Origin of the sequence: Kutzneria sp. NPDC052558 (genome assembly GCF_044547355.1) — a bacterium.
In the GTDB taxonomy this organism is placed as follows: Bacteria; Actinomycetota; Actinomycetes; order Mycobacteriales; family Pseudonocardiaceae; genus Kutzneria.
The window spans coordinates 134,760-160,319 of sequence record NZ_JBIUAG010000024.1; the positions used below are offsets into that span (position 1 = coordinate 134,760).

Sequence of the window (25,560 nt, forward strand, 5' to 3'; positions counted from 1 at the left end):
CGGTCGGGTTGTCAGGACACGGGGTGCGCGATCACCACCCGGTTCTGGTCGTAGCCCAGGGCCCCGCCGACCCACTTGCCGCCGCAAGTGACCAGCACCAGCCGGTGCGGGCCGGTCTGCCCGAACAGTTCGTCCGCGTGCTGCGGCAGATTGTCCTTGTCCACGGTCAGGACCTGGTCGACGACGAACTTCAGCTGCTGGCCGTGCTCGTCGACGACGGTGACGGTCTGCCCGGCCTGCGCGCCCCAGAGCTCGGCGAACGGGCCGGCGACGCCCTCCCAGTTGATGTGCCCGGCGATCAGCGTCGCCCCGGCGTTGCCGTTCAGGGCCGCGCCCCACAGCGCGGCCTTGGTCACACCGTTGGGAATCTGCAGCGTCCCGTCGCCGGCCACGCCGCTGCGTACCAGCGACGACCGGCCGCCCTTGGGTAACAGGACGGTGTTCGGGGCGGGCGGCTGCGGCGCCTGCTGGCTCGACGGCGGCGGTGGCGGGACCGCGGTCGTCGAGGTGGCGCCGGTGTCCGGCACGGCGACCGGGGCCGGGCCGGCCTGCGGGTCGACCGTCTGGCTGTGGCCGACCGCCAGCGGCGAGCCCGACACCGACTGGGGCTGGCCCAGCAGCGTCGCCCCGGCAGCCACCACGATCATCGTCAGCCCGACCGCGCCGCTGACGGCGGTGCCGGCAGCGGCGGTCGGGTTCCGGTAGCGGGACCGGCCGGCGGCCGGAAACCCGCCGGCCGAGACCGGCCAGCGGGCTTTCGGCGCCCGGTGCTTAGCCACGCGTGGCGTGCCGACGCCGGCGCAGCATCAGGCCGACGCCGCCCAGTGCGATCACCACGAGGCCGCCGACCGCGCCCAGCGCGGCCGGGTCGAGCGTGGTGACGGTGGCCGCGTCCGCGACCATCGGCGAGCCACCGGCCGGGATCTTGACCGGCACGGTCGGCGTGTTCGGCGTGTTGGCCACCTTCAAGGCCAGCGTCTGACCGGCCTGCACGGTGCCGCAGACGTTCGGCGGCGACGAGGCGTTGAAGTTCTGGTCATAGCCGGCCGGGGCGGCCACCTCGATCAGGCAGATGTCCTGAGGCGTCTTCAGGTTGTCCACAGTGGCCGTTCCGTCGGCCCCGGTGGTGACCACCACCGGCTTGCCGTCGGCGCCGTTGAGCGGGCTGCCGTCCTGCTTGATCGCCGAGGCGGTCTTGTCGCCGGCGGTGATCCGCAGCTGCGCATTCGCGATGCCGGCGCCGGTCTTGCTGTCCACCTTGGTCACCTTGACCGTGCCCGGCGCGGTGACGGCCGTGGTCTTCGCGGTGCCGCTCAACGCCTTCTCGCCGCCGGTGGAGACGATCCACTGGAGGTTGCCGCCGGTGTTCACCGGGGCCTGCACGACCGGCTGATCGGCCGGGGCGCTGAGGTCGACCTTGATCGTCGGGTTGGGACCGGTCGGCGTGACGTCGACCACCAGCGGGCTGCCGTCGGCCGGCGTGGTCACGGTGTCCTTCTCGACCGTGCCGTCGGAGACGGTCAGCTTCACCGGCACACCGGTGACCAGCTTGTCGGTGCCGGCGTGCGTGACCTTGACCGTCCACTTGTCCGCGGTGCCGATGATCTGGGCCGCGGTCGGCGCGACGACGGAGACATCCCAGGGACCCTGGTTGGCCGTGGCGTCAGCCTCTTCCTTGGCCACGGCGGCGTATGCGCCGGGGAACTGCGCCTGGAGCTTCGCCAGGTGGCCCGCGGTGTCGTAGCCGATGTGGTTGAAGTCGTTGGCCGGGTCGAGCCTCGGGTCCTTCGCGGGCACGCCCGAGGTGTAGCTGTGCAACAGGTGCGCCAGCGCCGCCGCCTGATCCGGGTCGGTGGTGTCCGCGTAACGCAGCAGCAGGTACGAGATCTTCGCGGCGACATCGGGGGCCAGTGCGTTGCCCCACTTGTCCTTGAGCACGTCGCCGGGCTTGTACGGGGTGTCGCTGTCGGGCGCGTTGAGCGCGAAGCGGACGCAGTAGACCTGCTTGCCGCCCACGACGTACGAGCCCAGCCAGTCGGACGTGTCCGGGTTGTGCAGATACGGCTGGGCCGGAGTGACGGCGTGGCCGTAGCCGGTGGTCGGTGCGGCTGATGCGACGACCGGCGCGGCGAGCATCGCCGCTCCCGCCAACATCGTGATCCCGGTCACCCCAGCGACCAGTTTGCTCAGTCCCATAACGGTCCTGCGCTCCCTCATGGGCGCCGTGCCGCTTCCCCGCGGCGCGGCGCCCCTCGTTTAGGTCGGACGTGTGCATGGCGACGGTCCGGGGCTCGTTCCCCCGACGGAACGAGAAGGCCGTGGTAGCCGCCCTGCGAGCCTGGCTGGCGCGCGGGCGGCGGGCAAGCCGCCAGCGGGAGGATGTCCGAGCGCACTCTGAGTGTCAATACAGTGTGAAGTAGTTGATCGCTACGCCGAACGGATCAGTGCACGTTCGTCCCTCTTGGTAAAGTGACCTTTGCCTCGTGGGGAACTGATCGACCACGGTTACCGTTGTACGAGCTGTAGGCGCCACACGTTCCAGGAGGACCAGGTGCGCACATCGAGCAACCCGGCGTTCCGCGCGCTGTCCGGCAGGGGTCAGGGCCAGGGCGGCTACGCGAACTTCGGGTACCAGGGGCAGCAGCCGACCGGGTACGGCTACCCGGCCGCGCCGCCCACCGCCGCCGACCGGCCGATGACCATCGACGACGTGGTCACCAAGACCGCGATCACGCTCGGCACCACCGTCGTCGTCGGCGGCCTGACCGCCGCCGTCGGCCTGCCGCCCGCCTTCGCGTTCGTCGGCATGATCGTCGGCTTGGTGCTGGCGCTGATCATCACCTTCCGGCAGTCGACCAACCCGGCGCTCGTCATCGGCTACGCCGTGGCCGAGGGTGTGTTCCTCGGCACCGTCACCAAGCTCATCGACTACCTGGTGCCGGGCGTGGCTGTGCAGGCCATCATCAGCACCATGGTCGTGTTCGCCACCATGCTGGTGGTGTACAAGACCGGCGCGGTCAAGGTGACGCCGCGCGTGACCAAGTGGATCATCGGCGCCACCATGGGCGCGGCCGCCCTGATGGTGCTCAACCTGCTGATGTCGTTCTTCGGCCTCAACCTCGGGGTCCGCGGCAACGGCACGCTGGCGATCGTGGTCAGCCTGGTGTTCATCGGCATCGCCGCGTTCAACCTGCTGCTGGACTTCGACCAGGCCGACCGGGCCATCCGCGCCGGCGCCCCGGCCAGGTTCGCCTGGTACATCGCCTTCGGCCTGATGGTCACCCTGGTCTGGCTGTACATCGAGATCCTGAACCTGCTGGCCCAGTTGCAACGCAATTAGTCAACGACGCTTGTCAGGAGCGCCGGCATCCGTGAGGATGTCGGCGCTTTCTGTTGTAACGGGTCGATTTCTCGTCCTGCTGAACCCGAACCGCCGAGGCGGCGTAGTCGCTACCGGTGGAGTGGGCTCTCGTGGAGGAGTGGACCCGTGACCGACAGACCGATGCGCTGGAAGACGATCAGACCGACCTTTACGCTGCCGCAGCTGAAGAAGCTGACCGTGCGCAGCCGGCTCGCCCTCGGCGTGCCGGTGTTGGGGGTGTTCGCGGCCGCCGTGGCCGTGGTGGCATCAGTTGCCGTGCAAGGTGATCCGCAGCTGGCCGCCAACCAGGCCGACATCGCCAACCCGGACTGCGTCCTGCAGGTGCCGGCCAACCCGTTGTCGGCCAAGGGCTTGGCCACGCCCTACCAGCTGAGCGCGACCAAGGGACACTGCCATGAGACCAACGCCGACCAGTCGGCGTTCGTGCAGGCGACGATCCTGGACCCGGCCACCGGCGCGCTGTCGGTGTACGACCCGTTGGTGATCGACAAGGGCAGCCGGCCGGCGATCGCGCCGACCCCGCCCACGCTGCCCCGCGGCGCGGTCGTCGGCATCTGGTTCGGCTTCAACGGCGACAACCTCACGCTGCGCGGCGACACCGGCACGTGCGTGAACGGCGACCACAACTCCGTGTTCGGGCAGTACGCCTACTGCAACGCCCAACCGTTCTTCGCCGCCGCCGACAACGCGATCGCCGGCAAGAAGCTGGTCATCCCGCCGCTGGGCACCGGCAAGGACGGCCGGCCGTGCATGACCACCCGTGACTTCGGCCTGGTCGACCAGGACCAGAGCGACAACGTCACCACGACCTACCTCCAGGCCCGGGACGGCCGCGTCGCCCAGGACACGCCGGCCAACGAGACCCGGCTGGGCACCGGGAACCGGCTCACCAACGGCAGCGACAACGTGCTGCTGGACGCCTTCGTCGACCCGGCGCTGGGCTGCACGCCGTTCACCGCGCGGGATCTGGCCAGCGGCAAGCAGGTCACGTCGCTGGCCCTGGACGAGCTCCATGCCGCCGCGCGGCAGAAGCCGCCGATCGCCCTCGTGCCGACCAACGACCCGATGGCCATGGACGGCGCCCGGACCTCCGTCGCCAAGACCAATCTCTACCGCGTCGGCGTGAACATGCCGCAGATCAACACCCGGACCGAGACCCCGCAGGCCTACTGCCGTTCCCTGTTCACCACCGGCCTCCAGCGCACCAGGCTGGATGCCCGCTTCACCAAGGCCGCCCCGTCGCCGGAGCCGGCCGCCGCGAGCAACCTGTTCGCGTTCCTGGCCCAACGGCTGGCCGGCTCGTTCGACAACCTCGGATGCGGCAAGCTGTTGCACACCGCCGATCCCGTGCACCTGAAGACGAACAAGGCCGGCGTCGTGGTCGACGCCGGCCTGTGAACGTCAGATCTGGGGGATCAGCTCAGGCGCTCCAGCACCATCGCCATGCCCTGGCCGCCGCCGACGCACATCGTCTCCAGGCCGAACTGCTTGTCGTGGAACTGGAGCGAGTTGATCAGCGTGGTGGCGATGCGGGCGCCGGTCATGCCGAACGGGTGGCCGACGGCGATCGCGCCGCCGTTGACGTTCAGCTTCTCCAGCGGGATGCCCAGGTCCTTGTAGGACGGGATGACCTGGGCCGCGAAGGCCTCGTTGATCTCGACCAGGTCGATGTCCGAAATGGACAGTCCGGCCTTGGCCAGCGCCTTCTTCGACGCCTCGACCGGGCCGAGGCCCATGATCTCCGGGGACAGGCCGGACACGCCGGTGGACACGATCCGGGCCAGCGGGGTGAGGCCGAGCTCCTTGGCCTTGGTGTCACTCATGACCACCAGCGCCGCCGCGCCGTCGTTGAGGGGGCAGCAGTTGCCGGCGGTGACCCGGCCGTCCGGGCGGAAGACCGGCTTGAGCGTGGCCGTCTTCTCCAGCGTGATGCCTGGCCGGGGGCCGTCGTCGGCCGAGACCACCGTGCCGTCCGGCAGGGTCACCGGGGTGATCTCCCGCTGCCAGAAGCCGTCGGCGATGGCCTTCTCGGCCAGGTTCTGCGAGCGGACGCCGAACTCGTCCATCTCCTCGCGGCTGACGTCCTTGGCCAGCGCCAGGTTCTCCGCGGTCTGGCCCATCGCGATGTAGACGTCGGGGATGTTGCCGTCGCCCCGCGGGTCGTGCCACTCGCCGCCGCTGTGCTCCGCCGTGGCCACCGTCCGCGCCTCGGCGTCGCCGAAGATCGGGTTCTTGGTGTCGGGCAGGCCGTCCGAGCTGCCCTTGGCGAACCGGGAGACCGTCTCCACGCCGGCGGAGATGAAGACATCACCCTCGCCCGCCTTGATCGCGTGGAAGGCCATCCGGGTGGACTGGAGGCTGGAGGCGCAGTAGCGGGTCACCGTGCAGCCGGGCAGGTGGTCGAAGCCCAGCAGCACCGACACCACCCGGCCGATGTTGTACCCCTGCTCGCCGCCGGGCAGGCCGCACCCCATGATCAGATCGTCGATCTGCGTCGGGTCCAGGGCCGGCACCTTGTCCAGCGCCGCCCGCACCATCTGCACCGCCAGGTCGTCCGGGCGGATGGACACCAGCGATCCCTTGCCGGCCCGGCCGATCGGCGAGCGGGCTGCGGAGACGATCACGGCCTCGGGCATCGCGAAACTCCTTCGGTTCGCTACTCATTGGTAACCAGCGGAGTCTAGCGACCGGACCCACCCCGTGACTGTGGTGGAGCTCTCCTCGATCGATGGAGCACGGACGTTCGGGGTCCGGCATGCCGCTGGTCCGTGGGTGTGGTTCGGGTGCCCGCGCCGCACGGTTGCCGGGGGTTTGCTTTGTGGGTGGGGGTTTTGTTCGGTTGGAGATGGGGTGGGGCGGTTGGTTGGTGACTCCGGGTGGATTTTGTGTGGAGTCCTCTGGGCGATGGCGTATCAAGGCGCTATCGGGCAGGCTCCGCCTGCCTCGATACGCAAGAAGCTTATGCCATCGCCCCCCTCCACACAAAATCCACCCTCCGATTGTCGAAGCGGAAAGTCTGCGTGGCCGACTGCTTTCCCGGGTTGCCGGCTTTGTGTTGCCGGAGGGGGTGTTTCGGTTCGCTGTGGAATTGTCAAAGAACAGGTGCGGTAGGCGGTATTCGAGGCGGGTTGTGGTCAGTACTGGTGGGGCTGGGTGATGTAATGCCGACCCTGCGGAGTGACCCAATGCAAGGTCCCGTCGTCGTCGAGGGTGACGGTGTGGTCGCCGTGCTTGATGTGGTGGTGGTGTTGACAGTAGCCCTTGAGCTGGTCCGGATTCGTCTTGCCTTTCGGCCACGGGACGGTGTGGTCGATTTCCTGGATCGGGTTGACACAGCCGGGGGCGCAGCAGGTGCCGCCGTCACGGAGCTTGGTGAACTCCCGACACCGGGCTGGGGGCTTGTAGAGGTGGGTGGCCATCGCAGCGGCCCGCTGGTACTCATCGAGCAGGACCCCGCGCCACGGGCCGAGCATCGCGAGCTCGCGGGCGGAGTCGGCGCTGATCGGGCCGTAGCCATCGAGCAGGCCCGGGTCCTCGGTCAAGCCCATCAACGTCTCCATCGAGAGGGTGACGTGGACCTGGACCTTGCGGTCGATGCCGTACCCGAGGAACCGGTCCAGGAAGGCGTCCACCCGCTTCTGGTCGGTGGTGCGGCAGTCCTTGCACAACGCACGGGCGTCGGCGGTGGCGATGTCGTAGCACTGCCGGGCGTCGATCGCCGACATCCGGATCCGCAGTTCGGCCATGCCGTTGGGCAGCGGGTAGAACTCGATCCGCCGCTCCTTGTCACGGGCCTTCTGACGGCGCTGCTCGTAGCCCAGCGGATCGGCCTCGGCGACCAGCTTGGTGGTCCGGCGGGCCAACTGGGTCCGGGTCAGCTCGGCGGCCACTCCGACCAGCTGGTCTTCGATCTGGGGGATCGTGGCCGGGTCAAGGTGGACCACCCGCTCGTCGACGGTCTCCAGCCGGCGCAGGTCGATCTCCCCGCGTCGCAGCTGCTCACACAGCCGAGGCAGGCGGTCCAGGACCTCGGCGCGCTCCTGCTGGCGGAACAGCGACTGTTCGGACTCGTGGGTGGCCATGGACATCTCAGCCAGGTCGTCGAAACTGCGAAGAATGCACAGCCGAGCGTGGTCGGCAACCGCCGTGATCTTGCGGGCCATAACGAATGCGGTGACTTGTTGCTCGGGTGTGAGGGTGGAGAGATCCGCGCCGAGGAGCAGGTCCAGCATCGCTCCCGAAGGCTCGGCGGACTCTAGCTCTCGGGTGATTTCTTCCATACCCCAACGATACCCCTATTGAAGATCCAAATCGAACCACTAACGGGTGAACCTGTGTTTCATGCATAATCGAGACGACCCCACCCGCAGCACCACGGCGACAATCATCTACACCTTCAGGCTCCGGAGGGTGGATTTTGCGCGGAGGGGGGCGATGGCATAAGCTTCTTGCGTATCGAGGCAGGCGGAGCCTGCCCGATAGCGCCTTGATACGCCATCGCCCAGAGGTCTCCGCGCAAAATCCACCCGGAGTCACTAACCAAACTGGCCCCGGAGTCAGCTGGATAACGATCCCCCGCCCCGGAAAGCGGTGTCCCGCCGGACATCCCCGATCACGTCGACATGCGTCTCGCCGCGCCGGCGGATCACGCTCACCAGGCCCGGACACTCGCCGTTGTCGACATGCCGGGTGAGGGTGTCCCGCAGACGCGATAAACCCTTGCTGGACAGGCTCATCGGGTGAATTCCGCGACCCAGCGGTCATCCCGCCGCTCGACGGACACGGCGGTCACGCCCTTGACCGCGAAGCCGTCCACCTGGCTGCGGGTCAGCGGCCACGGCGGCCCGTCGGGGATGGTGCCCTCCTCGCGTGCGCTGGCGACGACAAAAAGCGTGCCCTCGGGCGCGACGAGACTGGAGACGGCGGCGCTGGCCTCGGCCCGCACCGATTCGGGCAGCGCCTGCACGGTGAAGATCTCGACCACGAAGTCGAAGGCCCACAACCACTGCTCGGGTAGGCGGAACAGATCGGCCACGTGGAAGTCGACGCCGGGATGCCGCTCACGGGCGACCTCGATGGCCGTCTCCGAGACGTCGAAAGCGGTGGTGTCAAAGCCCAAACCGGCCAGGAATCCGGCGTCCACCCCGAGCCCGCAGCCAACGACCAATCCCCGCTTGCCCTGACCGGACACGCCCTGAAGACGCTCCTCCAGAGCCAGGCTCGGCTTCTGACGGTTCCACGGCATGGCGACGTCGCCGCGCACGCCCTCGACGTAGATGCGGTCGAACCATTCGGTGGGCCGGCCGACGGCGATCGCTTGCGCGGCAAGGCGACTGGCGCGGTGATCCCAGTCCGTGGTGGCCTGCTGGGCGATCACGCCGATCACCGTGTCCCACGCGCGGGCCGGCAGCTCGTGGCCCACCTGCGGCAGGGTCACCAGCTCCGCACCGGGGATCACGGCGGCGAGCGAACGGCCGTGCTCGATCGGGAACAGCGGGTCCTCGTCACCGTGGATGACGGTGGTGGGCGCCGTGATCTGCGACAGCCGGTCGAACCAGGAGTCGATGCGCTCGGTCGCGTGCACGTTGCTGTTGGCGGCCTCGATGTTCCTGGTCCGCGCGTGCTCCTCGGCGATCACCTCACGGGCCGCCGCCTCGTCGAACTCCACCGAGTGCGCCGCGAACGCCCGCCAGGCCGCCACCTGCTGCTCGATGAGGTCTCCCACCGGCTTCGCGGCGGAGTACGCCCGCATACGCTCCGTCGGCCCGGGCAGGCCCTCCGCGCCGGAGCTGGTGGCGATCAGGGTCAGCGAGGCGACGCGGTCCCCGTGGTCGATGCCGATGAGCTGCGCGACCGCGCCGCCCATGGAGATGCCGACCAGGTGCGCCCGCGCCACGCCGAAGTGGTCCAGCAGCGCCACCGCGTCCTCGGCCAGGTCGAGCAGGGTGTACCCCGGTTCGCCCACTGGATAGCTCACCGACTGGCCGGTGTCCCGCATGTCGTAGCGGATGACCAGCCCGGTCTGCTCGGCCAGCCGCCGGCAGAACTCCGGTCGCCAGAAGTCCTTCGAGCTGCCCGCCCCGGCCAGCAGCAGCACCGTCGCCCGGCCCGGCTCCCCGAAGGTGTCCGCCTCGATCTCGACGCCGTTGACATGAATGATCATGAATTCCCCTCCCGGACCGACCCTACCGCGTGATCCGGACCACCACAGGTCGAACACACGTTCGAGCGAGTGCTACACTGCCAATGGGCGGTGTGCCGTGAGGGGAAGTCACGGCACACCGCCTTCTTCCCTCCGCGAAGAGCGCGACCCACGCCACTCCGCGCGCCTTGCGGGGACCCGCACTCCCACGCTCAGGCAGGATGGCCACCGTGGACATCGACACCGGCAACCTTCGCGAGCTGGCCCGCGTGATCTCGGAACACCTGCGCGCCAACGGTTTTTCGGCCGAGGGCGCGGCCAACCGGCAGGTGCTGGCGCTGGCCGAGGAGTGCGGGGAGTTCGTCGGGGCCTATCGGCGCTGGTCCGGGCAGGCCCGGCGGACCGGCACGGCCGAGGAGATGCGGGCCGAGCTGGCCGACGTGGTGATCACGGCCTTCGGCGCGGCCGAGGAGCTGGGCATCGACCTGGACGAGGCGATCACCGAGAAGGCCGGGGTGGTCTTCACCCGCGGCTGGCGCGAGCAAGCATCGACTCCGTGACCTCCCACAGCCGGTCGGCGTTGCCCTCGTCGAGCGCCCACGGCGCGACGCCGATCATCCAGCCGCTGCTGTCGTGCACGACCGACGCCTCGCCGCAGTCCTCGAAGTAGCGGCCGCCGACACCCTTCAGCAGGGGTGAGGTGGCCACCAGCACCGAGGTCGCGGCCCCCTGTTCCACGGTCTTGGGGCTGCCGGGCAGGGCGAACCGGGTCATGCCGACCATCGCGTCCTCGGTCACGTGCTGTTGCAGGTTGGTCTGGATGTAGCCGGGCATCACGGCGTTGACGGTGATGCCGTCGGCGGCCCAGCGCTTGCTGGCCCCGACCGCGAACAGCACGTCGGCGGTCTTGGACTGGGCGTACGCCACGAACGGGTGATACGGCCGGAACAGGAAGTGGATGTCGTCGAACACGATCGGCGACGCCAGGTGCAGCGCGGAGCTCACCGACACCACGCGGGCGTCGTCGGCGGCCGCGAGCGCGCCGTGCAGGGCGTTGGCCAGGGCGAAGTGGCCCAGGTAGTTGGTGGCGAAGTGCAGTTCCCAGCCCTCGGGCGTGTACTGCTCCGGCACCGCCATGATGCCGGCGTTGTTGATCAGGATGTGCAGCGGCCCCGACCACTGCCGGGCGAACGCCGCGACCGACGCCGGGTCGGCGGTGTCCAGCCGGCCCACGTGGATCTTGCCGTTGCCGGTGGTCTTCGCCAGCTCGGCGGCGATCGCCGCGCCGAGCTCGACGTTGCGCACCGCGAAGGTCACCTCGGCCCCCGCCGCGGCGAGCGCTCGGGCCGTCTCCGTGCCGAGGCCGGAGGTCGCGCCGGTGACGATCGCGCGCCGGCCGGTGAGGTCGATGCCGTCCAGAACCTGAGCCGTCGTCGACTCATGGTCGAACGGCGTGAGGATTTGTGCCATGCCCCGACGGTACGAGCGCCTGTCAGTCACTGTCAAGTTCGACAGCAGCTGTCAGAAGCGGCAGGATATGCTGGGTCGGTGGATCTTCAACGCGGCGCGGGCCTGCGCGAGACGACCCGCCGGGCGGTCCGGAGCCAGATCGCCGCCGCGGCCGTGGACCTGTTCGTCGAGCACGGCTTCGAGCAGACCACCGTCGACCAGATCGCCACGGCCGTCGGCATGTCCCAGCGCAGCGTCTTCCGCTACTTCGCCACCAAGGAGGACATGGCCGTCGACGGCCTGGTCGAACGCGGTCCCGAGGTCCTCGCCGCCCTGCGCGCCCGCCCCGACACCGAGCCGCCGCACGTGGCGCTGCGCCAGGCCCTGAACCTCTGCCTCGGCCTGCGCGCCGACACCGACCTGCGCCGGGCCCGTCTGTTCGCCGAGACGCCGGCCCTGCGGCTGGCCATCATGCGCAAGCACCTGCAATGGACCGAACTCCTGCTGCCCGAGATGACCCGCCGCCTGGCCGGCGCCGCTCGCCCGGAGCTCACCGCCGACGCGATCATCGCCGCCACGTTGTCGTGCCTGGACGTCGCCACCGCCGAGTGGGTGCGCAGGGAGGGCGTGGAGTCCTTCGCCGACCTGTTCGACGCCGCGCTGGCGTCCCTGCGGGCCTGAGCCGACCCGCCATTTCGTCACAGCTCGGGACGCGCGGAAGAGGAATGGGAGACAAGCCGCACGGGGAGGGTGACTCACCCCCAGCGGGCCACCCTCCCCCGTATCGCCTATCCAGCGTGAAACGCTTTTCTGCGATTCGCGGGCCAGTGTAACCCAGCGATCGGGAGGCGACCAGCAAATTCCGTTACAACGTCGGCGACCTGCGACAACGGCCGAACGAGGGCGGGTTCGAAACGCCGTCGCGAATCGGTCGGCCGGTTTTGTGTCTGACGATGGTTTTGCTGGTCGAAGGGCATTTACCGGGAGTACGAGCGAGTGGTGGCCGACGGTCCGCCACCCCGGACCGGATGGCCATTTCCGTCACTGAACACAATGTCGACAGTCGACAGATTGTCAGAAAGAATCGAAGCCGCTTCGGCTCTTACCGGCCGGCGGCCTTGGCCCGAGCCCGGTGCGCCCGCAGGTTCTCCAGGTTGCCGCAGATCTTGGTGGCGTGCCAGACGCCGCTGTTGTTGCGGGACCGGTCGTAGAACGCGACCTGGCAGCGGGCATTGCGGCAGACCTTGAGCCGCCGCCAGGTGTCGGCCTGCTGGGCAGCCAGCATCTCGATCAGCACCAGCGACGACACCAGCCGCGCGCCGCCGCCCCGGGGCTCGATGGCCACCCGACCGGAGGCGTCCAGGCGCAGCGTGGCCGACGAGAGCTCCCGCGCCGTCGCCTCGGCGCCGGTGAGCAGGCCCTTGAGCTCGTCCCGCAAGGTACGAACCTGGTCGAGGTCCCGTTCGGTCAAGGCCACCTCGGGCCGCGGGCGGCCGGTCTGCTCGGCCCAGACCGCCAGGGCCTCGTCCAGCCACGGCTGGGCGTCGGCCACCTCGGCCAACAGGTCGGGCTTGCGCGGCCGCCCGGCCGGGATGGTGTTCAGCAGGTCGTGCACGAAGCCGAGGCCCGCCGGGGCGGCGTCCATCCGGTACCGCCCGCTCGCCGGCCACGACATCGCCGCCACCTCCTCGATACGAAACAGGTATCGAGCTTACAGTCATTTCAGACGCATGGGGGAGGCCGGTCCCTCCCCCACGCGGCCGGGTCACGGATAGTCGGTGACAAAAACCGGCTGGCCGATCTTGGTGGTGTCGGCCGGCCCGCCGACGCCGTCGACGACGTGGTCGATGGTGCCGGCGGCGAGGTTGACCGTCATGAGGTGGTGCAGCTTCACCCCGGGCGTGGTCGGGACCTCGAAGCCGTTGGCGGTGTGGATGGCCGGGTTGTTCTGGTTGAACACGTACACGCCGGCGCCGTAGAGGCGGTGGGTCTTGACCTTGTCGCCGACCTTGTAGCCGCCGTAGCCCTGCACCGACCCGTTCATCCAGTCGGCCTGCGTCGGCGGGTCGTAGGGCAGCTCGTTCTGGTACATGATCGTGGTGCCGTCATTGCCGTTCCAGACCGTGTTGTACGTCTGGAAGTGCTCGACGAACATGCCGGTCGCGGTGACGTGGTCGCCGTTGATCACCGCGCCCAGCCGGCCGATGTTGGTGTTCCAGCGCTGGGTGTTGGTCAGGTTCTCCACGCCGTGGTCGGCCCGCCACACCCAGGTGTTGTCGATGATCACGTTGTCGCTGTTGACCTGGAGCGCGGTGTCGGCGCTGCCCACGTGCGGCCCGCCGACCCGGAAGTACACATCGGACAGTGTGGTCGGGTCGTCGGCGGAGCTGAAGCCGAGGCCGTGCTGGGAGCCGACGCGCAGCAGCACCGGGGACTTCTGGGCCCCGGCGTCGAAGGTGACGCCGGCGACGATCACGCCGGGCACGCCGGCGATGTCGAGCGGGATGGCCCCGCGGTCGGCGGTGAGGGTGGCGTGCCCGAGGCCGAGGATCACGGTGTCGGGCCGGTAGACGTGGATGCTCCGGGCGATGTCGTACACGCCCGGCGTGAGCAGAAGGTTCTTGCCCAGCGCCAAGTTCGCGTTGATCAGCCACACCGGGTCGGACGGCTTGGCCACGAAGAAGTCCGACAGCGGCACGGTGCGGCCGGGCGTGATGCCGTCAGCCCAGGTGATGCCGCGGCTGTTGTGCTGCACGGAGGGCACGCGCACGTTCCACTTCCCGTGCGAGTCGACAAAAAGGTAGGACTTCTCGCGGCTGGCCGGGGTGGTGTCGAGCGTGGTGTACGGCGGGTTGGGGAACGCCGTCTCGGCCGGCGCGCCGACCACCCCGGAGAAGACCTGGTTCCACACGCCGTTGGACCAGCCGGCGATCTCGCTGTTGCGGATCAGCCACTGCTGCTGCGAGCCGTTGGTCACCGAGGGCAGCTTGGAGTCGGCGATGAAGCCGCCGCTGGCGTACTGCGGGCCGGCGGTGCAGTAGTCCATCAGCGACAGTCCGCCGCCGGTGATGTCGACCCGGCGGATCGAGGCGGCCTGGGACACGGCCCAGAAGTCGGCGGAGGCGCGGCAGCCGTCCTGCCCGGCCGCGTTGATGTTGAGCGACAGGTTGGACACCGTGCGCCAGAAGTTCACCAGCGCCAGGCAGTTGCTGGTGCCGCCGCCCTCAAGGCAGCGGTTGTACGAGTCGATCTTGCCGTTGATCACGACGTCGTCGGGGGACGCGCCGAGGCCGGCGATCTCGGTGTAGTAGCCGACCTTGATCTGCAACGGCTGGGTCGCGGTGCCGTAGGCGCCGGGCTTGAACAGGAAGGCGTAGCGCTGGCTGCCCATCTCGTTGTCGACCTGCTGGGCGTACGCCTTGTCCAGCGCCGCCTGGATCTGGCCGACCGGCATCGACGGGTCGAACACGGTGACGTTGCCGCCCAGGTCGGGCGTGCCCCCGCCGGGATGGGGCGGCGGCGCCGCGACCGCCGCCGCAGGCAGTGTCGTCGCCGCCGCGGGCAGGGTTGCGGCTAGGGCGATGCCGAGCGCCAGCGCCCGGCCGAGTCTTCGGGCCATGATCATGCGAACCGTCCTGTCGTCGATGACAGGCCCGCGTGAGAGCGCTCTCTCAGGCGGGCCGGAGGGGTCCTTGGTCAGGGTTTGTCATGGGGTTGGCTAGTTCTACCCTGTGGCCGGCCGCGACGCCATGGCCCGCACCGATTCCGGGACGGGCGGCCCCCTGTCTCGGCATGATCATCTCGATAGGCTGGACGGATGCCTGTGACCGTCCGTGTCGGTGAGGTCGACATCGCGTATCGGGAGACCGGCAATCCCGACGGACGGCCGGTGGTGCTGCTGCACGCGATGGCCGGCGACGGCGGCACGTGGCGGCGGCTGGCGGCGGCCCTGGCCGGCCGGCGGGTGATCATCCCGGATCTGCGCGGGCACGGCCGCAGCTCGCGCGCGGCGGGCTACTCGCTGCCGGGGTTCCGGGACGACATCGTCGGCCTGCTGGACGAGCTGGGGCTGGGCCAGGTGGACCTGGTCGGGCATTCGCTCGGCGGCCGGGTCGCCTGCCTGATCGCCCAGCACACACCGGGCCGCGTGCGAAGGCTGGTCCTGGAGGAGACCCCGCCGCCGCCCCACGAGCCGGGCCCGCCGCCGAAGCGGTCCCTGGCCGGGCTGGCGTTCTGGCCCACCTTCGACCGGAAGATGGCCGGTCCGCTGATCGCCGAGTGCCGCACGCCGGATCCCCAGTGGTGGTCCCGACTGGCGGCGATCACCGCCCAGACGCTGCTCGTGCACGGCGGCCCGGCCAGCCCGGTTCGGCTGGACCACCTGCACGAGATGATCCGTCGCCTGCCGCACGGCCGGCTGGTCGCCATCGCGGCCGGGCACCGCGTGCACAGCAAGCGGCCGGCCGAGTTCCGCGATGTGGTGACGCCGTTCCTGCAGAGCCGCGACACCTGGTAGTGCCGGATCTTCTCACCCTCGACCAGCAGGCTGAGCTGCCCGGGCGGGGGCTTGCGCCGGCACCTACATTGCTCAGGCATGGCTGACTTCACCCGGCAAGACCTCAGCGGCGCCCGGTTCGAACGCGTGGACCTGATCGGGGCCGAGTTCCGTTCCGTCGACCTGACCGGCGTGCGGTTCCGCGGCGTCCTGCTGCGCGACGCCACGCTGCGCGGCATGGAGATGCGCGATGTGGAGATCGACGCCGAGCTGGTCAACGTGACCGTGAACGGCGTCGACATCGGCCCGCTGGTGGAGGCCGAACTCGACCGCAGACACCCCGATCGGGCGAAGATGCGGCCCACCGATCCGGCCGGCTTCCGTGAGGCGTGGGATGTGGTGGAACGCCTGTGGGACGGCACAGTTCGGCGGGCCCGCGCCTTCGATCCCGCGCTGCTGCACGAATCCGTCAACGGCGAGTGGTCCTTCACCGAGACGCTGCGGCATCTCGTGTTCGCCACGGAGTCCTGGATCCTGCGCGGCATCCTGGGCGATCCGTCGCCGTGGCACGAGCTTTCCCTGCCGTGGGACGGAATGCCGGACACGCCGGGCGTGCCCCGCGACCGGGCGGCGCGGCCGTCCCTGGACGAGGTGCTGGAGCTGCGGCGGGACCGGATGGCCTCGATGCGCGAGGTCGTCGACGACCTGACCGAGGAGCAGCTGGCCGGCGACACCAAGCCGGTCGACGGTCCCGGCTGGCCGCCGGCCGGGCGCAGCTTCCCGGTGCGGGAGTGCCTGCTGACCGTGCTGAACGAGGAATGGGAGCACCGGCTCTACGCCGAACGCGATCTCACCGCGTTGGAGAGTTCCGGTCGTGAATCGTCCGGAACTGGTCGTAGCGTGGCCCCATGACCGAAGTGCTCACCGAACCGCCGATGGCCGGCGACGAGGTCACCACGCTGCTGGCCACCCTGGAGCGCAACCGCCGGACGCTGGCCTGGAAGTGCGCCGACCTGGACGCCGCCGCGATGGGGACCAGGATCGGCAGGTCGGCGATCACCCTCGGCGGCCTGCTGCGGCACCTGACCCGGTGCGAGGCCTCGTCGTTCGTGTGGAAACTCAACGGCGGCCCCGGATTCAGCGGGGCCGAGTGGGAGTCCGACTGGGAGTGGTCGGCCGACAGCGATGTCGAGAAGACGTGGCGGGAGTGGCGGGCGGCGGTCGAGCGGTCCCGGCGGCTGGTCGACGAGGCGCTGGCCGACGGCGGGCTGGACCGGGCCAAGGGGCACGAGTTCCCCGACGGCTGGGGCACGCCGAGCCTGCGCCGGATCGTCACCGACATGATCGAGGAGTACGCCCGGCACCTCGGCCACGCCGACCTGATCCGCGAGGCCATCGACGGCCGGGTCGGCGAGGACGCGCCGTGATGCGGCTCAGCTTCAGCGGCGAGATCTGGTACTGGCGCGGGCCTTCGCCGTTCTACTTCGTCACCGTGCCCGAGGAGCAGTGCCGGGACCTGCGCGAGGTGTCGGCCGCGTTGAGCTACGGCTGGGGCTGCCTGCCGTGCACCGTCACCCTCGGCGGCAGCACGTGGCGGACGTCCATGTTTCCCAAGGACGGCGGCTACATCGTGCCGCTGAAGGCCAAGGTGCGGCGGGCCGAGGAGGTCGACGACGGCATGGTCGTCGACCTCCGGCTGGAGATGGACGTGGCGCCGGCGTGATCAGCGGGCGGCGGCCGCCGGCTTGAGCACGTCCTCGCACCACTGGCGGAAACTGGTGGGGCTGCTGGATTCCGGGGTGCGCGGCTCGCCCTGGTCCAGGCCGCTGTTCTTGGCGGTCATCATGTCGTAGAAGCCATGGACGACCGCCTCAGACATGCCGGAAGCCTTGAGCCCGGCCAGAAACGCCTCGGGCGGGGTGTGCTCGCAGCGGACGGGGCGGCCGAGCACGTCACCCATGATCGCCGCCATGTCGTTGCTGGACACGTCTTCCGGCCCGAGCACGGCGACATGGTCCTGGCCGGTCCAGGTGTCGTCGAGCAGCAGCCGGGTCGCCACGCCGGCGATGTCCCCGGTGCAGCAGTGCGGGAGTTTGAGGTCGGGGCGCAGCGGGGTGCGGTAGACGCCGTGGTCGACGATCTCGTCGAGATCCCGCAGCACGTTGTCCATGAAGCCGGGCAGCGCCAGGGAACGGAAGTTGACGCCGGACGCGGCGATCACGTCGTCCATCCCCAGGGCCGCGGTGACGAAGCCGGCCCGGTCGGCCACCGGCGTGCCGCGACCGAGGGCGGAGACGCCGACCACGCGGCCGACGCCGTGGCGGGCGAAGGCCGCGGCGGCCGGGCGGGCGAAGTCGGCGTAGAAGGACGCGAGGCTGTCGGCGTGGAGGTTCGGCGGCGCGAGCCAGAACACGGCCTCGGCGCCGGCGAAAGCGGTGTTGACGACGTCGGCGTCGCCGTGCGAGCCGGGCACGACCTCGACCCGGTCGCGGACGGATTCGGCCAGCTTGGCCGGGTCGCGCACGATCACGCGGACCTTGGCGTCGCGCTCCAGCAGGTTCCGCACGACCTTGCTGCCGATGGCCCCGGTGGGTGTGGTCACAACGATCATGGCACTCAGTGAAGCCGGATCTCCGGTCAACCGGAATGACCAATCCGGTTAAGATTGATACCCTGACGATATGAGTGACCTGGAGGTGCGGCAGCTCCGGTACTTCGTCGCCGTCGCTGAGGAACTGCACTTCGGGCGGGCGGCCGAGCGGCTCGGCATGGCTCAGCCGCCGCTGTCCCGGGCGATCCGCGACCTCGAACGGCAGCTGGGCGTGCAACTGCTGGTGCGCACCACCCGGCAGGTCACGCTCACCGATGCCGGCGAGGTGCTGCTGCGCGACGGCCGGGCCGTGCTGGAGGCCGTGGCGGCGGCCGGGCGGCGGGCCCAACACGCCGGCAACCCCGAGCCCACGCTGCGGCTCACGTTGAAGGCCGACTACGACGCCGGGCTGCTGCCGCAGATCTTGGCTCTGTACGAGCAAGATGACGCCGCCATCCCGGTGTCGGTGCACCACGGCGGCCGTGACGAGCAGGCCCCGGCGCTGCGCGAGGGGCGGGCCGACGTCGCCCTGATCACGCTGCCGTTCGACGACCGGGACATCGACTACGAGGTGCTCGTGACCGAGCCCAAGGTGGTCGCGCTGGCGGCGACGGATCCGCTGGCGGCCCGGGACACCCTGCGCATGGCCGACCTCTCGGGCCGGCCGGGCCCGGACGATCTCCAGCCGCAGCGGCGGATGGACCTGTCGCAGATCTTCAGCCTCGTCGAGCTGGGCCAGATCGTCTGGTTCCCGCCGGAATCGGTGGCCCTGCGGCACATGCGGCCGGACATCGCGTACCGGCTGGTCACCGATCTGGAGCCGACTACCGTCACCGTAGCCTGGCCGCGGGAGGCGCGGTCGAGGGCCGTCGCCGCGTTCGTGCGGGCCGCGACGACTGTGGCCGACCGCGCGCTGACGCGGCCGCGCTAGGCTCGCGTCCATGGTCGTCCGCCCCGACGAGCTGGCCGCCGCGTTGCAGGACAGCATCAGCCTGCTCGCGCGCCGGCTGCGCCAGACCCCGACGCCCGGCGAGCTGACGCTGCCCGAGCGGTCGGCACTGTCCCGTTTGGACCGTGGCGGCCCGGCGACCTCGGCCGAACTGGCCCGGACCGAGCAGATTTCGCCGCAGGCCATGGCCGCCACCCTCGGCGGGCTGGAGCAGCGGGGGCTGGTCGAGCGGCGCAACGACCCGCACGACGGGCGGCGGATCATCATGTCCCTGAGCGACTCCGGGCGCGAAGTGTTGCGGCGCAAGCGAGCCGCGCACGCCCAGCAGCTGGCCGCCGCACTGGGCACGTTCTCGGCCGATGAGCTCGCCGTGCTGGCCGCCGCCGCGCCGCTGATCGAACGAATCGCCGAGGGCATCTAAGCTCGCGCCGCACCCGGCCCTTGAGCCTGCGCATCGCCGAGCGAGCCTAGGGCGTCAGCACGATTTTCCCTTGGCTGGCCCGGGATTCCATGATCCGGTGCGCCTCGGCCGCCTGATCCAACGGCAAGGTGGCGTGGATGGCCGGCTTGAGCACGCCCTGGGCATTCAGGTCCCACAACTCCTGACGGTGGCGGGCGTAGACCTCCGGGCGACGGGAGGCCAGGTGCGCCATGGCGAATCCGATAACGGCACGAGCGTTATACCGCAGGTCGTTGACGTCCACCGGCTGCCCGACAGCGTTGAACGAGACCAGCCGACCGAACGGCGCAAGTTGTTGCAGGGCGGCGTTTTGCGCCTCGCCGCCGGCTCCGTCGAGCACCACGTCGACCGGGTCGCCGATCTGGCCGTAGCGGATGACCTCGTGCGCGCCCACGCTTCGTACGAAGGCGGCCTTGCTGTCATCGCCGATCGCCCCGACCACCCGACTCGCACCGAAGATGGTGGCCAGCTGGATCGCGAGGTTGCCGACACTGCCGGCCGCCGCGGTGACCAGCACGCTCTCGCCGGCCTGGAACCCACCGACCCGCAAGGCTCCGAGGGCAACCTGGCCGCTGCGGACCAGGGCGACCGCCGCCGCGTCGTCGACGTTGTCCGGGATCGGGGACAGGAACGGCGCGGCCACGGTGGCGTACTCGGCGTAGGCGCCCGTGAAGGCCAACCCCGCCGCCCGCTGCCCCAGCTTCCAGCCCGTGACGCCCTGGCCGATCGCCACGATCCGCCCGACCACCTCGCCGCCCGGCACGTGCGGCAACGCTGTGCTGTCCGCCCTGCTCAGGCGCACCACCGGCAGGCTGACGCCGATGGCGTGCACCGCCACCAGCAGTTCGCCCTCCCCCGGCTCCGGGCGCGGCGCCTCGTCGACCTCCAGCACCTCCGGGCCGCCGTGTCGACGGTAGACAACTCGACGCATTCCCCCACCTTCTTCAACACCGTTGAACTTCAACGCCGTTGAAGTCTGCGGCATACTGGCGACCGTCGTCAACCGGAGGTCCCGTGCGAATCAACCGCTCCCAGGTGCTGGCCGCCGCTCTCGACCTGCTCGACGAGGCCGGTCTCGACCAGCTGTCCATGCGCCGGCTGGCCGTCGCCCTCGGCGTGCAGAACGGGGCCACCTACTGGCATTTCCGCAGCAAGCAGGCCCTGCTGGAGGCCATGGCCGACGAGCTCATCGCCGGCGTCGCCGAGGTCGAGGACCTCCCTTGGGACGAGCGCGTCACCGCCCTCGCCTCTCGCCTCCGCCTCGCCCTGCTCTCCCGCCGCGACGGCGCGCGGGTGTTCTCCAGCGCCTTCTTCCCCCTGCCCAACGCTCTCGCCTACGGCGACGCCCTCATCGGCGCGCTGCTTGCCGCCGGCCTCTCCCCCCGCGCCGCCGCCTGGTCCGCCGACACCGTCACCTACCACGTCGTCGCCCACACCCTTGAAGAGCAACTGGCCGGCGAGGACCCCTCCCGCCTCCAGTCCGCCGTCGATCCGGTCCGGCACCCCCATCTCCACACCGCCCTGGCCCACGTGCCCGCACCCCACCCCGAGGAGCATTTCCGGCACGGGCTAAGGCTTGTCGTCGCCGGCATCCGCGCCGAGGTCGGCGATCCAGCGCAGGAACACTGACGGCCGCCGGACGACGACTGCCGGCCGGGTCGCAGAGACCCGACCGACCCGCTGATCGTCAGCGCGACTGACGGTCAGGCCTACTGAAAATCCTCGAACTCGACGACCTGACGGACCTCGACCTCGATCTCGGTGAACAGGGCGGCGTACTCCTGGGCGTAGGCGACGGCCTGGGCCCGGTCGGCCGCGTTGATCAGAGCGAAGCCGCCGATGACCTCCTTGGCCTCGGTGAACGGCCCGTCGGTGGCGCTGGTGGCGCCGCCGCTGGACTTGCGGACCAGCGCGCCCTTCACCGACGGGTGCACGCCCTCGGCGGTGATCAGGATGCCCCGCTCGGTCCAGTCCTGGATCTTCGCGCCCATCCGCTCGATGAACTCCGGGCTGGGGTTCCAGGCCTCGGGCAGGCTCTCGTCCATCCGGTGCACCATGAGAAACCGCATGTCGTGCTCCTCGCGTCAGGGGTCGGGACCGCCCCTACCCTCACCTGCGCGTCGAGCGGCCGCACCCGGAATCGACAACGTTTCCGCAAGCAAATTCAGACCAGCAACCGCGCCAGCTCGGCCGGCCTGGTCACCATGGGCCAGTGCCCGGAGTCGATGTCCACCAGCTCCACGTGCTTGGCCGTGGCCAGCTCGGGGATCTCGCCGGCGTCGATCCACTTGCGGGCCTGGGCCGGGCTGAACTCGGGGCAGACCAGCGTGACCGGCACGTCGAAGCGGCGTTCGTCGGCGTACCGCACGATCCCGTTGGCCACGCCCGCCGGCACCGGGATCGCGGTGGCGGCCAAATGGTCACGGGTCGGCTGGTCCAGGTCGGCGGTGTCCGGCCCCTCGAACGGGGTCCAGCCGGGGAAGGCCATGGCGCCGTCCCGGATCTCGAAGAAGTCGGCGTAGGCCCGGCCGCCGGTGGTCGGGAAGCCGCCGATCAACACCACCCGGGCGATCCGGTCCGGCCGCGCGTCGGCGGCCAGCCAGGCCAGCGTGCAGGCGGCGGAATGGCCTACCACAACGGGTTTCTCGGCGGCACTGTCCACAGCGGACAGCACGGCGGCCAGCTGGTCGTCCAAGGTGGCGGCGGCGTTGCCGTCGCCCTGGCCGGGCAGCGTGAGCGGCACGGCCCGGTGGCCGAGCGGCTCCAGCGCGGACACGACGTCGTTCCAGACCACGGACCCGTCCAGCCACAGGCCGGCGGCGAGCACAAGTTCCATGACCGGCACCGTAGGGGCAATTCCGGACGTTCCGCTTCCTGTTCGCCTAGCCTGCCGGAGTGAGCACGGACATCAGCCCCACCGCGCGAGCGCTGCGGACCCTGGAGATCCTCCAGACCCGCCCCGGCACCACGGCCGAGGAACTGGCCCGGCGGCTGGGCGTCACCGAGCGCGCCGCCCGCCGGTACGTCGGCATCCTGCGCGAGGCCGGCATCCCAGTCGAGTCGGTGCGCGGCCCGCACGGCGGGTACACGCTGGGGCGCGGCCTGAAGCTGCCGCCCATCGTCTTCACCCAGGCCGAGGCGCTGGTGCTGGTCATGGCCGTGCTCGACGGCCAGCCGGCCGGCGACGACCTGCTCGGCGGCGCGCTGGGCAAGGTCATCCGGGCCCTGCCGGAGAGCGTCGGCCGGCAGGCGGCCGCCCTGCGCGAGCACGCCGCCGCCGCGCCCGACCGCAACGCCGCCCGGCCCGATCCGGCCACCACCAGCGCCTTGGTCGCCGCGGTCGCGGCCGGCCGCAGTGTGGTCGTCACGTATCGCAGCGAGGGCGGCAACGAATGGACCACCGAGGTCGATCCGTGGGCGGTGGTCGTGCGACATGGGCGCTGGTACCTGTTGTGCCTGTCCCACCGGGCTCAGGCCGTCCGCACCTACCGCATCGACCGGGTCCGGTCGGTCGAGCAGACCTCGCATCCCTTCGAACCGCCGGCCGACCTCGACCCGGTCACGTCGTTGGAGGAGAACCTGGGCGCGGGCTGGGAGTTCCCCACCCGGGTGGTCTTCGACGCCCCGGTCGAGCAGGTCGCGCCGTGGATCCGGGGGCCGATGGGCCGGCTGGAGCCGTGCGGCGACGGCTGCGTCCTGGTCGGCAGCACCAACAATCCCACCATGTACGCCCAGGAGTGGCTGGCGACCGTGTCGCTGCCGTTCCGCGTCGAAGGCGGCCCGGAGCTGCGCGCCGCCATGGCGACCTTGGTGGCGAGACTGACCGCGTCGCTGAAGGTCATGGAGTGATACAGTCAAGATAAATTACTATTGAGCTCTCAACCTCAACCGAGGAGCAGGACGCGATGAAGATCGGCATCGGACTCCCCAACCAGGTGCGCGACGTCAACCCGACGATCATCCCGGCCTGGGCGCAGCGCGCGGAGCGGGCGGGCTTCTCGACCGTGGGCACGATCGGCCGCATCGCCTACCCCGGCGTGATGGACACCGTCGCGCTGGCCGCCGCGGCCGGCGCCACCAGCACCATCGGCCTGACCACCAACATCCTGCTGGCCACCGTGTGGCCGGGCAGGCTGCTGGCCAAGGAGCTGGCCGGCATCGACGGCGTGTCCGGCGGGCGGCTCACCGTCGGCATCGGCCTCGGCGGCCGGCCGGACGACTTCGTCGTCGACGGGCTCGGGCCCCAGGGCCTGGGCAAGCGCATCGACGCCGACCTGGAGCACTACCGGGAGCTGTGGACCGGCCAGCCGGTCGGCGGCGGCGGCAACCCCGGCGTGCCGGCCGGCGCCCGCGAGGTGCCGCTGCTGGTCGGCGGCACCGCCCCGGTCTCCTTCGCCCGCATGGCCAAGTGGGGCGTCGGCTACATCGCCGGCGGCGGCTCGCCCTCGGACGTCGCCGGCTTCTTCGAGCAGGCCCGCGCCGCCTGGAAGGACGCCGGCCGCCCCGGTGAGCCGCGCCTGGTCGCCCTCTCCTACTTCGCCCTGGGCCGCCCCGACGAGGGCCGGGCCAAGCTGCACGACTACTACTCCGTCATGGGCGACTACGCCGACCACGTCGCCGCCGGCATGAGCGGCGACGCCGACGCCGTGCGGGCCACCATCGCCGCCTTCGCCGAGATCGGCACCGACGAGCTCATCCTCTCCCCCGGCACCGCCGACATCGACGACGTCGAGCGTCTGGCCGAAATCGCCCTTTAGGGTCGTCGGACAGGCCGTCGAGCAGACGCAGCAGGTCGGTCCGCTGTCCGCGTGTGTCGGTCCGCGGTTGATCCTATCGTGGTGGCGTGACGGGATTCGCGATCGTGGGAACGGGCTGGCGGGCCGAGTTCTTCTGGCGGCTGGCGGTGGAGCTGGACGACCTGGACTGCGTCGGGGTGGTGTCGCGGGGCAAGGACGGCCTGCCGGTGCCGGTGTTCCGGACGTTGGACGAGTGCTTGACCGCGAAGCCCTCCTTCGTGGTGACGGCGACCCCGTGGTCGGTGACGCCGGGGCTGGTGGCGGAGCTGGTCGAGCGCGGGGTGCCGGTGTTGGCGGAGACGCCGCCGGCCCCGGACCTGGCCGGGCTGCGGGAACTGTGGGCCCGCGTCGGGGCCAGCGGCCTGGTGCAGGTGGCCGAGCAGTACACCCGGATGCCCGCGCACGCGGCCCGGTTGGCCTTGGTGCGCAAGGGAATCATCGGCGAGCCGACCCGTGTGGACGTCTCGTCGACGCACCAGTACCACGCCGTGTCGCTGATCCGGACGCTGCTGGGCATCGGGCGGGGTCAGGCCGACGTGCGGGCGGTGCGGACCATCGCCCGGCTGGCCGATCCCCTCAGCCGGGCCGGCTGGGCCGAGCCGATGGAGGTCAAGGACGCGGCCACGGTCATCGCCACCATCGAGTTCGACGGCGGCGGCCTCGGGCTCTACGACTTCACCGACAACCAGTGGCACAACCAGCTGCTGATGCGGCGTCTGCTCGTCCGCGGCACGCTGGGTGAGTTGCGGGACAACGAGGTCGTGCGCCTGGCCGCGCCGAAGACCATAGCCCGCACCGAGATCGTGCGCCGGCAGACCGGTTACGACCTGGACCTGGACGGCTTCGACACCGACCACATCACCTTCGGCGACGAGGTCCTCTACCGCAATCCCTTCCAGGGCAAGCGATGGAACGACGAGGAGATCGCCATCGCCACCCTGCTGCTGGACATGGCGGCCTGGGTCCGTGACGACGGGCCCGAGCCCTACCCCCTCGCCGAGGGCATCCAGGACCACCGCATCGCCCTGGCCATCGAGGAGGCGGCCAACACCGGCCTGGTCTCCCGCGTGAACCCGGAACCCTGGCACGACTGACCTCCCGCGGGGTTCGGCGGGAACCCGCTCACGCCGGGTACGGCCCGATAGCAGTGAAGGGACCCTTCCTCTCACTGAACGTCAGGAAGGGCCCCTTCATGGCGTTTGACAGTACTTTGTCACTTTGTCAGGGAGTGTGGTTTGATCTTGTGCTGTGGATCTTGGTCAGGTGGAGTCGCTCAATGACGAGTTGACCCGGTTTG

The 25,560-nt window shown here is 70.3% G+C and carries 26 protein-coding genes; 14 read left to right on the forward strand and 12 right to left on the reverse strand.

All coding sequences use genetic code 11. The features are described 5' to 3' along the window. Positions 1-11: 11 nt before the first annotated feature. Positions 12-779, reverse strand: a complete 768-nt coding sequence (locus tag ACIG5F_RS34675) for a class F sortase (RefSeq protein ID WP_396524159.1) — start codon at positions 777-779, stop codon at positions 12-14. Then, entirely contained in the window at positions 772-2,196 is a 1,425-nt protein-coding gene (locus ACIG5F_RS34680) for a SpaA isopeptide-forming pilin-related protein (protein ID WP_396524160.1), read from the reverse strand. The genes ACIG5F_RS34675 and ACIG5F_RS34680 overlap by 8 nt, the downstream gene beginning before the upstream one ends. Before the next feature lie 355 nt (positions 2,197-2,551). Between ACIG5F_RS34680 and ACIG5F_RS34685 the strand changes: the two genes are divergently transcribed. Next, the gene (locus ACIG5F_RS34685) at positions 2,552-3,340 is read left to right on the forward strand and encodes a Bax inhibitor-1/YccA family protein (RefSeq protein ID WP_396524161.1); all 789 of its coding nucleotides are present in this window, start codon (positions 2,552-2,554) and stop codon (positions 3,338-3,340) included. A gap of 147 nt (positions 3,341-3,487) precedes the next feature. Next, positions 3,488-4,780, forward strand: coding sequence for a hypothetical protein (locus ACIG5F_RS34690; RefSeq protein ID WP_396524162.1), 1,293 nt, complete (start codon positions 3,488-3,490; stop codon positions 4,778-4,780). Positions 4,781-4,797: 17 nt separating this feature from the next. On the opposite strand, the gene ACIG5F_RS34695 is transcribed toward ACIG5F_RS34690, so the two are convergent. From ACIG5F_RS34695 to ACIG5F_RS34705, 3 genes are all read right to left on the reverse strand, one after another. Further along, positions 4,798-6,018, reverse strand: coding sequence for an acetyl-CoA C-acetyltransferase (locus ACIG5F_RS34695; RefSeq protein ID WP_396524163.1), 1,221 nt, complete (start codon positions 6,016-6,018; stop codon positions 4,798-4,800). A 498-nt stretch (positions 6,019-6,516) separates the two neighbouring features. Further along, positions 6,517-7,662, reverse strand: a complete 1,146-nt coding sequence (locus tag ACIG5F_RS34700; protein ID WP_396524164.1) for a DUF222 domain-containing protein — start codon at positions 7,660-7,662, stop codon at positions 6,517-6,519. 452 nt (positions 7,663-8,114) lie between these two features. Then, positions 8,115-9,545 (reverse strand): alpha/beta fold hydrolase, encoded by a 1,431-nt coding sequence (locus ACIG5F_RS34705; protein ID WP_396524166.1) that lies wholly within the window; start codon positions 9,543-9,545, stop codon positions 8,115-8,117. A gap of 200 nt (positions 9,546-9,745) precedes the next feature. Here ACIG5F_RS34705 and ACIG5F_RS34710 point away from each other — a divergent pair, with 200 nt between their 5' ends. Then, on the forward strand, positions 9,746-10,084 hold the full coding sequence (locus ACIG5F_RS34710; RefSeq protein ID WP_396524167.1) for a MazG nucleotide pyrophosphohydrolase domain-containing protein: 339 nt from the start codon (positions 9,746-9,748) through the stop codon (positions 10,082-10,084). Here the strand turns inward: ACIG5F_RS34710 and ACIG5F_RS34715 are convergent. Beyond that, on the reverse strand, positions 10,047-10,994 hold the full coding sequence (locus tag ACIG5F_RS34715; RefSeq protein ID WP_396524168.1) for an SDR family NAD(P)-dependent oxidoreductase: 948 nt from the start codon (positions 10,992-10,994) through the stop codon (positions 10,047-10,049). The two genes, ACIG5F_RS34710 and ACIG5F_RS34715, sit on opposite strands and share 38 nt — an antisense overlap. A gap of 78 nt (positions 10,995-11,072) precedes the next feature. Here ACIG5F_RS34715 and ACIG5F_RS34720 point away from each other — a divergent pair, with 78 nt between their 5' ends. Next, positions 11,073-11,654: a TetR/AcrR family transcriptional regulator gene (locus ACIG5F_RS34720; protein ID WP_396524169.1), complete on the forward strand. Its 582-nt coding sequence runs from the start codon at positions 11,073-11,075 to the stop codon at positions 11,652-11,654. A 421-nt stretch (positions 11,655-12,075) separates the two neighbouring features. On the opposite strand, the gene ACIG5F_RS34725 is transcribed toward ACIG5F_RS34720, so the two are convergent. Further along, complete coding sequence (locus tag ACIG5F_RS34725; RefSeq protein WP_396524170.1) at positions 12,076-12,648, reverse strand: CGNR zinc finger domain-containing protein; 573 nt, start codon at positions 12,646-12,648, stop codon at positions 12,076-12,078. Positions 12,649-12,738: 90 nt separating this feature from the next. After that, entirely contained in the window at positions 12,739-14,592 is a 1,854-nt protein-coding gene (locus tag ACIG5F_RS34730; RefSeq protein ID WP_396524171.1) for a hypothetical protein, read from the reverse strand. Positions 14,593-14,790: 198 nt separating this feature from the next. On the opposite strand from ACIG5F_RS34730, the gene ACIG5F_RS34735 reads away from it, so the two are divergent. The 4 genes from ACIG5F_RS34735 to ACIG5F_RS34750 all read left to right on the forward strand — a co-directional run bounded on the left by ACIG5F_RS34735 (position 14,791) and on the right by ACIG5F_RS34750 (position 17,191). Continuing rightward, on the forward strand, positions 14,791-15,489 hold the full coding sequence (locus ACIG5F_RS34735) for an alpha/beta fold hydrolase (protein ID WP_396524172.1): 699 nt from the start codon (positions 14,791-14,793) through the stop codon (positions 15,487-15,489). A 78-nt stretch (positions 15,490-15,567) separates the two neighbouring features. Beyond that, positions 15,568-16,380 (forward strand): DinB family protein, encoded by an 813-nt coding sequence (locus ACIG5F_RS34740; RefSeq protein ID WP_396524173.1) that lies wholly within the window; start codon positions 15,568-15,570, stop codon positions 16,378-16,380. Continuing rightward, on the forward strand, positions 16,377-16,895 hold the full coding sequence (locus ACIG5F_RS34745) for a DUF664 domain-containing protein (RefSeq protein WP_396524174.1): 519 nt from the start codon (positions 16,377-16,379) through the stop codon (positions 16,893-16,895). The genes ACIG5F_RS34740 and ACIG5F_RS34745 overlap by 4 nt, the downstream gene beginning before the upstream one ends. Continuing rightward, on the forward strand, positions 16,895-17,191 hold the full coding sequence (locus tag ACIG5F_RS34750; RefSeq protein ID WP_396524175.1) for a DUF1905 domain-containing protein: 297 nt from the start codon (positions 16,895-16,897) through the stop codon (positions 17,189-17,191). Before ACIG5F_RS34745 ends, ACIG5F_RS34750 begins: the two co-directional genes overlap by 1 nt. Here the strand turns inward: ACIG5F_RS34750 and ACIG5F_RS34755 are convergent, their stop codons facing one another. Continuing rightward, entirely contained in the window at positions 17,192-18,079 is an 888-nt protein-coding gene (locus ACIG5F_RS34755; protein WP_396524176.1) for an NAD(P)H-binding protein, read from the reverse strand. Positions 18,080-18,149: 70 nt separating this feature from the next. Here ACIG5F_RS34755 and ACIG5F_RS34760 point away from each other — a divergent pair, with 70 nt between their 5' ends. Both ACIG5F_RS34760 and ACIG5F_RS34765 read left to right on the forward strand, forming a co-directional pair. Then, entirely contained in the window at positions 18,150-18,989 is an 840-nt protein-coding gene (locus ACIG5F_RS34760) for a LysR family transcriptional regulator (protein ID WP_396524177.1), read from the forward strand. A gap of 10 nt (positions 18,990-18,999) precedes the next feature. Further along, a complete protein-coding gene (locus ACIG5F_RS34765; protein ID WP_396524178.1) occupies positions 19,000-19,428 on the forward strand; it encodes a MarR family winged helix-turn-helix transcriptional regulator in 429 nt (142 codons plus the stop codon). 46 nt (positions 19,429-19,474) lie between these two features. On the opposite strand, the gene ACIG5F_RS34770 is transcribed toward ACIG5F_RS34765, so the two are convergent. After that, on the reverse strand, positions 19,475-20,398 hold the full coding sequence (locus ACIG5F_RS34770; RefSeq protein WP_396524179.1) for a zinc-binding alcohol dehydrogenase family protein: 924 nt from the start codon (positions 20,396-20,398) through the stop codon (positions 19,475-19,477). Between the two features lie 83 nt (positions 20,399-20,481). On the opposite strand from ACIG5F_RS34770, the gene ACIG5F_RS34775 reads away from it, so the two are divergent. Continuing rightward, positions 20,482-21,096 (forward strand): TetR/AcrR family transcriptional regulator C-terminal domain-containing protein, encoded by a 615-nt coding sequence (locus ACIG5F_RS34775; RefSeq protein WP_396524180.1) that lies wholly within the window; start codon positions 20,482-20,484, stop codon positions 21,094-21,096. A gap of 80 nt (positions 21,097-21,176) precedes the next feature. On the opposite strand, the gene ACIG5F_RS34780 is transcribed toward ACIG5F_RS34775, so the two are convergent. Beyond that, complete coding sequence (locus tag ACIG5F_RS34780) at positions 21,177-21,536, reverse strand: YciI family protein (RefSeq protein ID WP_396524181.1); 360 nt, start codon at positions 21,534-21,536, stop codon at positions 21,177-21,179. 95 nt (positions 21,537-21,631) lie between these two features. After that, on the reverse strand, positions 21,632-22,303 hold the full coding sequence (locus ACIG5F_RS34785; protein WP_396524182.1) for an alpha/beta fold hydrolase: 672 nt from the start codon (positions 22,301-22,303) through the stop codon (positions 21,632-21,634). A gap of 59 nt (positions 22,304-22,362) precedes the next feature. Here ACIG5F_RS34785 and ACIG5F_RS34790 point away from each other — a divergent pair, with 59 nt between their 5' ends. The 3 genes from ACIG5F_RS34790 to ACIG5F_RS34800 all read left to right on the forward strand — a co-directional run bounded on the left by ACIG5F_RS34790 (position 22,363) and on the right by ACIG5F_RS34800 (position 25,357). Then, entirely contained in the window at positions 22,363-23,316 is a 954-nt protein-coding gene (locus ACIG5F_RS34790) for a helix-turn-helix transcriptional regulator (protein WP_396524183.1), read from the forward strand. A 56-nt stretch (positions 23,317-23,372) separates the two neighbouring features. Beyond that, the gene (locus ACIG5F_RS34795; RefSeq protein WP_396524184.1) at positions 23,373-24,224 is read left to right on the forward strand and encodes an LLM class flavin-dependent oxidoreductase; all 852 of its coding nucleotides are present in this window, start codon (positions 23,373-23,375) and stop codon (positions 24,222-24,224) included. Between the two features lie 86 nt (positions 24,225-24,310). Next, a complete protein-coding gene (locus tag ACIG5F_RS34800) occupies positions 24,311-25,357 on the forward strand; it encodes a Gfo/Idh/MocA family protein (RefSeq protein ID WP_396524185.1) in 1,047 nt (348 codons plus the stop codon). The last annotated feature ends 203 nt before the right edge of the window (positions 25,358-25,560 follow it).

What these genes read in the sequence shown, in the direction of transcription:
- ACIG5F_RS34680 (WP_396524160.1), bottom strand. Translation starts at nt 2,196, where the DNA reads ATGGGACTGAGCAAACTGGTCGCTGGGGTGACCGGGATCACGATGTTG.
- ACIG5F_RS34695 (WP_396524163.1), bottom strand. Translation starts at nt 6,018, where the DNA reads ATGCCCGAGGCCGTGATCGTCTCCGCAGCCCGCTCGCCGATCGGCCGG.
- ACIG5F_RS34700 (WP_396524164.1), bottom strand. Translation starts at nt 7,662, where the DNA reads ATGGAAGAAATCACCCGAGAGCTAGAGTCCGCCGAGCCTTCGGGAGCG.
- ACIG5F_RS34705 (WP_396524166.1), bottom strand. Translation starts at nt 9,545, where the DNA reads ATGATCATTCATGTCAACGGCGTCGAGATCGAGGCGGACACCTTCGGG.
- ACIG5F_RS34710 (WP_396524167.1), top strand. Translation starts at nt 9,746, where the DNA reads ATGGCCACCGTGGACATCGACACCGGCAACCTTCGCGAGCTGGCCCGC.
- ACIG5F_RS34715 (WP_396524168.1), bottom strand. Translation starts at nt 10,994, where the DNA reads ATGGCACAAATCCTCACGCCGTTCGACCATGAGTCGACGACGGCTCAG.
- ACIG5F_RS34725 (WP_396524170.1), bottom strand. Translation starts at nt 12,648, where the DNA reads ATGTCGTGGCCGGCGAGCGGGCGGTACCGGATGGACGCCGCCCCGGCG.
- ACIG5F_RS34730 (WP_396524171.1), bottom strand. Translation starts at nt 14,592, where the DNA reads ATGGCCCGAAGACTCGGCCGGGCGCTGGCGCTCGGCATCGCCCTAGCC.
- ACIG5F_RS34735 (WP_396524172.1), top strand. Translation starts at nt 14,791, where the DNA reads ATGCCTGTGACCGTCCGTGTCGGTGAGGTCGACATCGCGTATCGGGAG.
- ACIG5F_RS34740 (WP_396524173.1), top strand. Translation starts at nt 15,568, where the DNA reads ATGGCTGACTTCACCCGGCAAGACCTCAGCGGCGCCCGGTTCGAACGC.
- ACIG5F_RS34745 (WP_396524174.1), top strand. Translation starts at nt 16,377, where the DNA reads ATGACCGAAGTGCTCACCGAACCGCCGATGGCCGGCGACGAGGTCACC.
- ACIG5F_RS34750 (WP_396524175.1), top strand. Translation starts at nt 16,895, where the DNA reads ATGCGGCTCAGCTTCAGCGGCGAGATCTGGTACTGGCGCGGGCCTTCG.
- ACIG5F_RS34755 (WP_396524176.1), bottom strand. Translation starts at nt 18,079, where the DNA reads ATGATCGTTGTGACCACACCCACCGGGGCCATCGGCAGCAAGGTCGTG.
- ACIG5F_RS34760 (WP_396524177.1), top strand. Translation starts at nt 18,150, where the DNA reads ATGAGTGACCTGGAGGTGCGGCAGCTCCGGTACTTCGTCGCCGTCGCT.
- ACIG5F_RS34765 (WP_396524178.1), top strand. Translation starts at nt 19,000, where the DNA reads ATGGTCGTCCGCCCCGACGAGCTGGCCGCCGCGTTGCAGGACAGCATC.
- ACIG5F_RS34770 (WP_396524179.1), bottom strand. Translation starts at nt 20,398, where the DNA reads ATGCGTCGAGTTGTCTACCGTCGACACGGCGGCCCGGAGGTGCTGGAG.
- ACIG5F_RS34780 (WP_396524181.1), bottom strand. Translation starts at nt 21,536, where the DNA reads ATGCGGTTTCTCATGGTGCACCGGATGGACGAGAGCCTGCCCGAGGCC.
- ACIG5F_RS34785 (WP_396524182.1), bottom strand. Translation starts at nt 22,303, where the DNA reads ATGGAACTTGTGCTCGCCGCCGGCCTGTGGCTGGACGGGTCCGTGGTC.
- ACIG5F_RS34795 (WP_396524184.1), top strand. Translation starts at nt 23,373, where the DNA reads ATGAAGATCGGCATCGGACTCCCCAACCAGGTGCGCGACGTCAACCCG.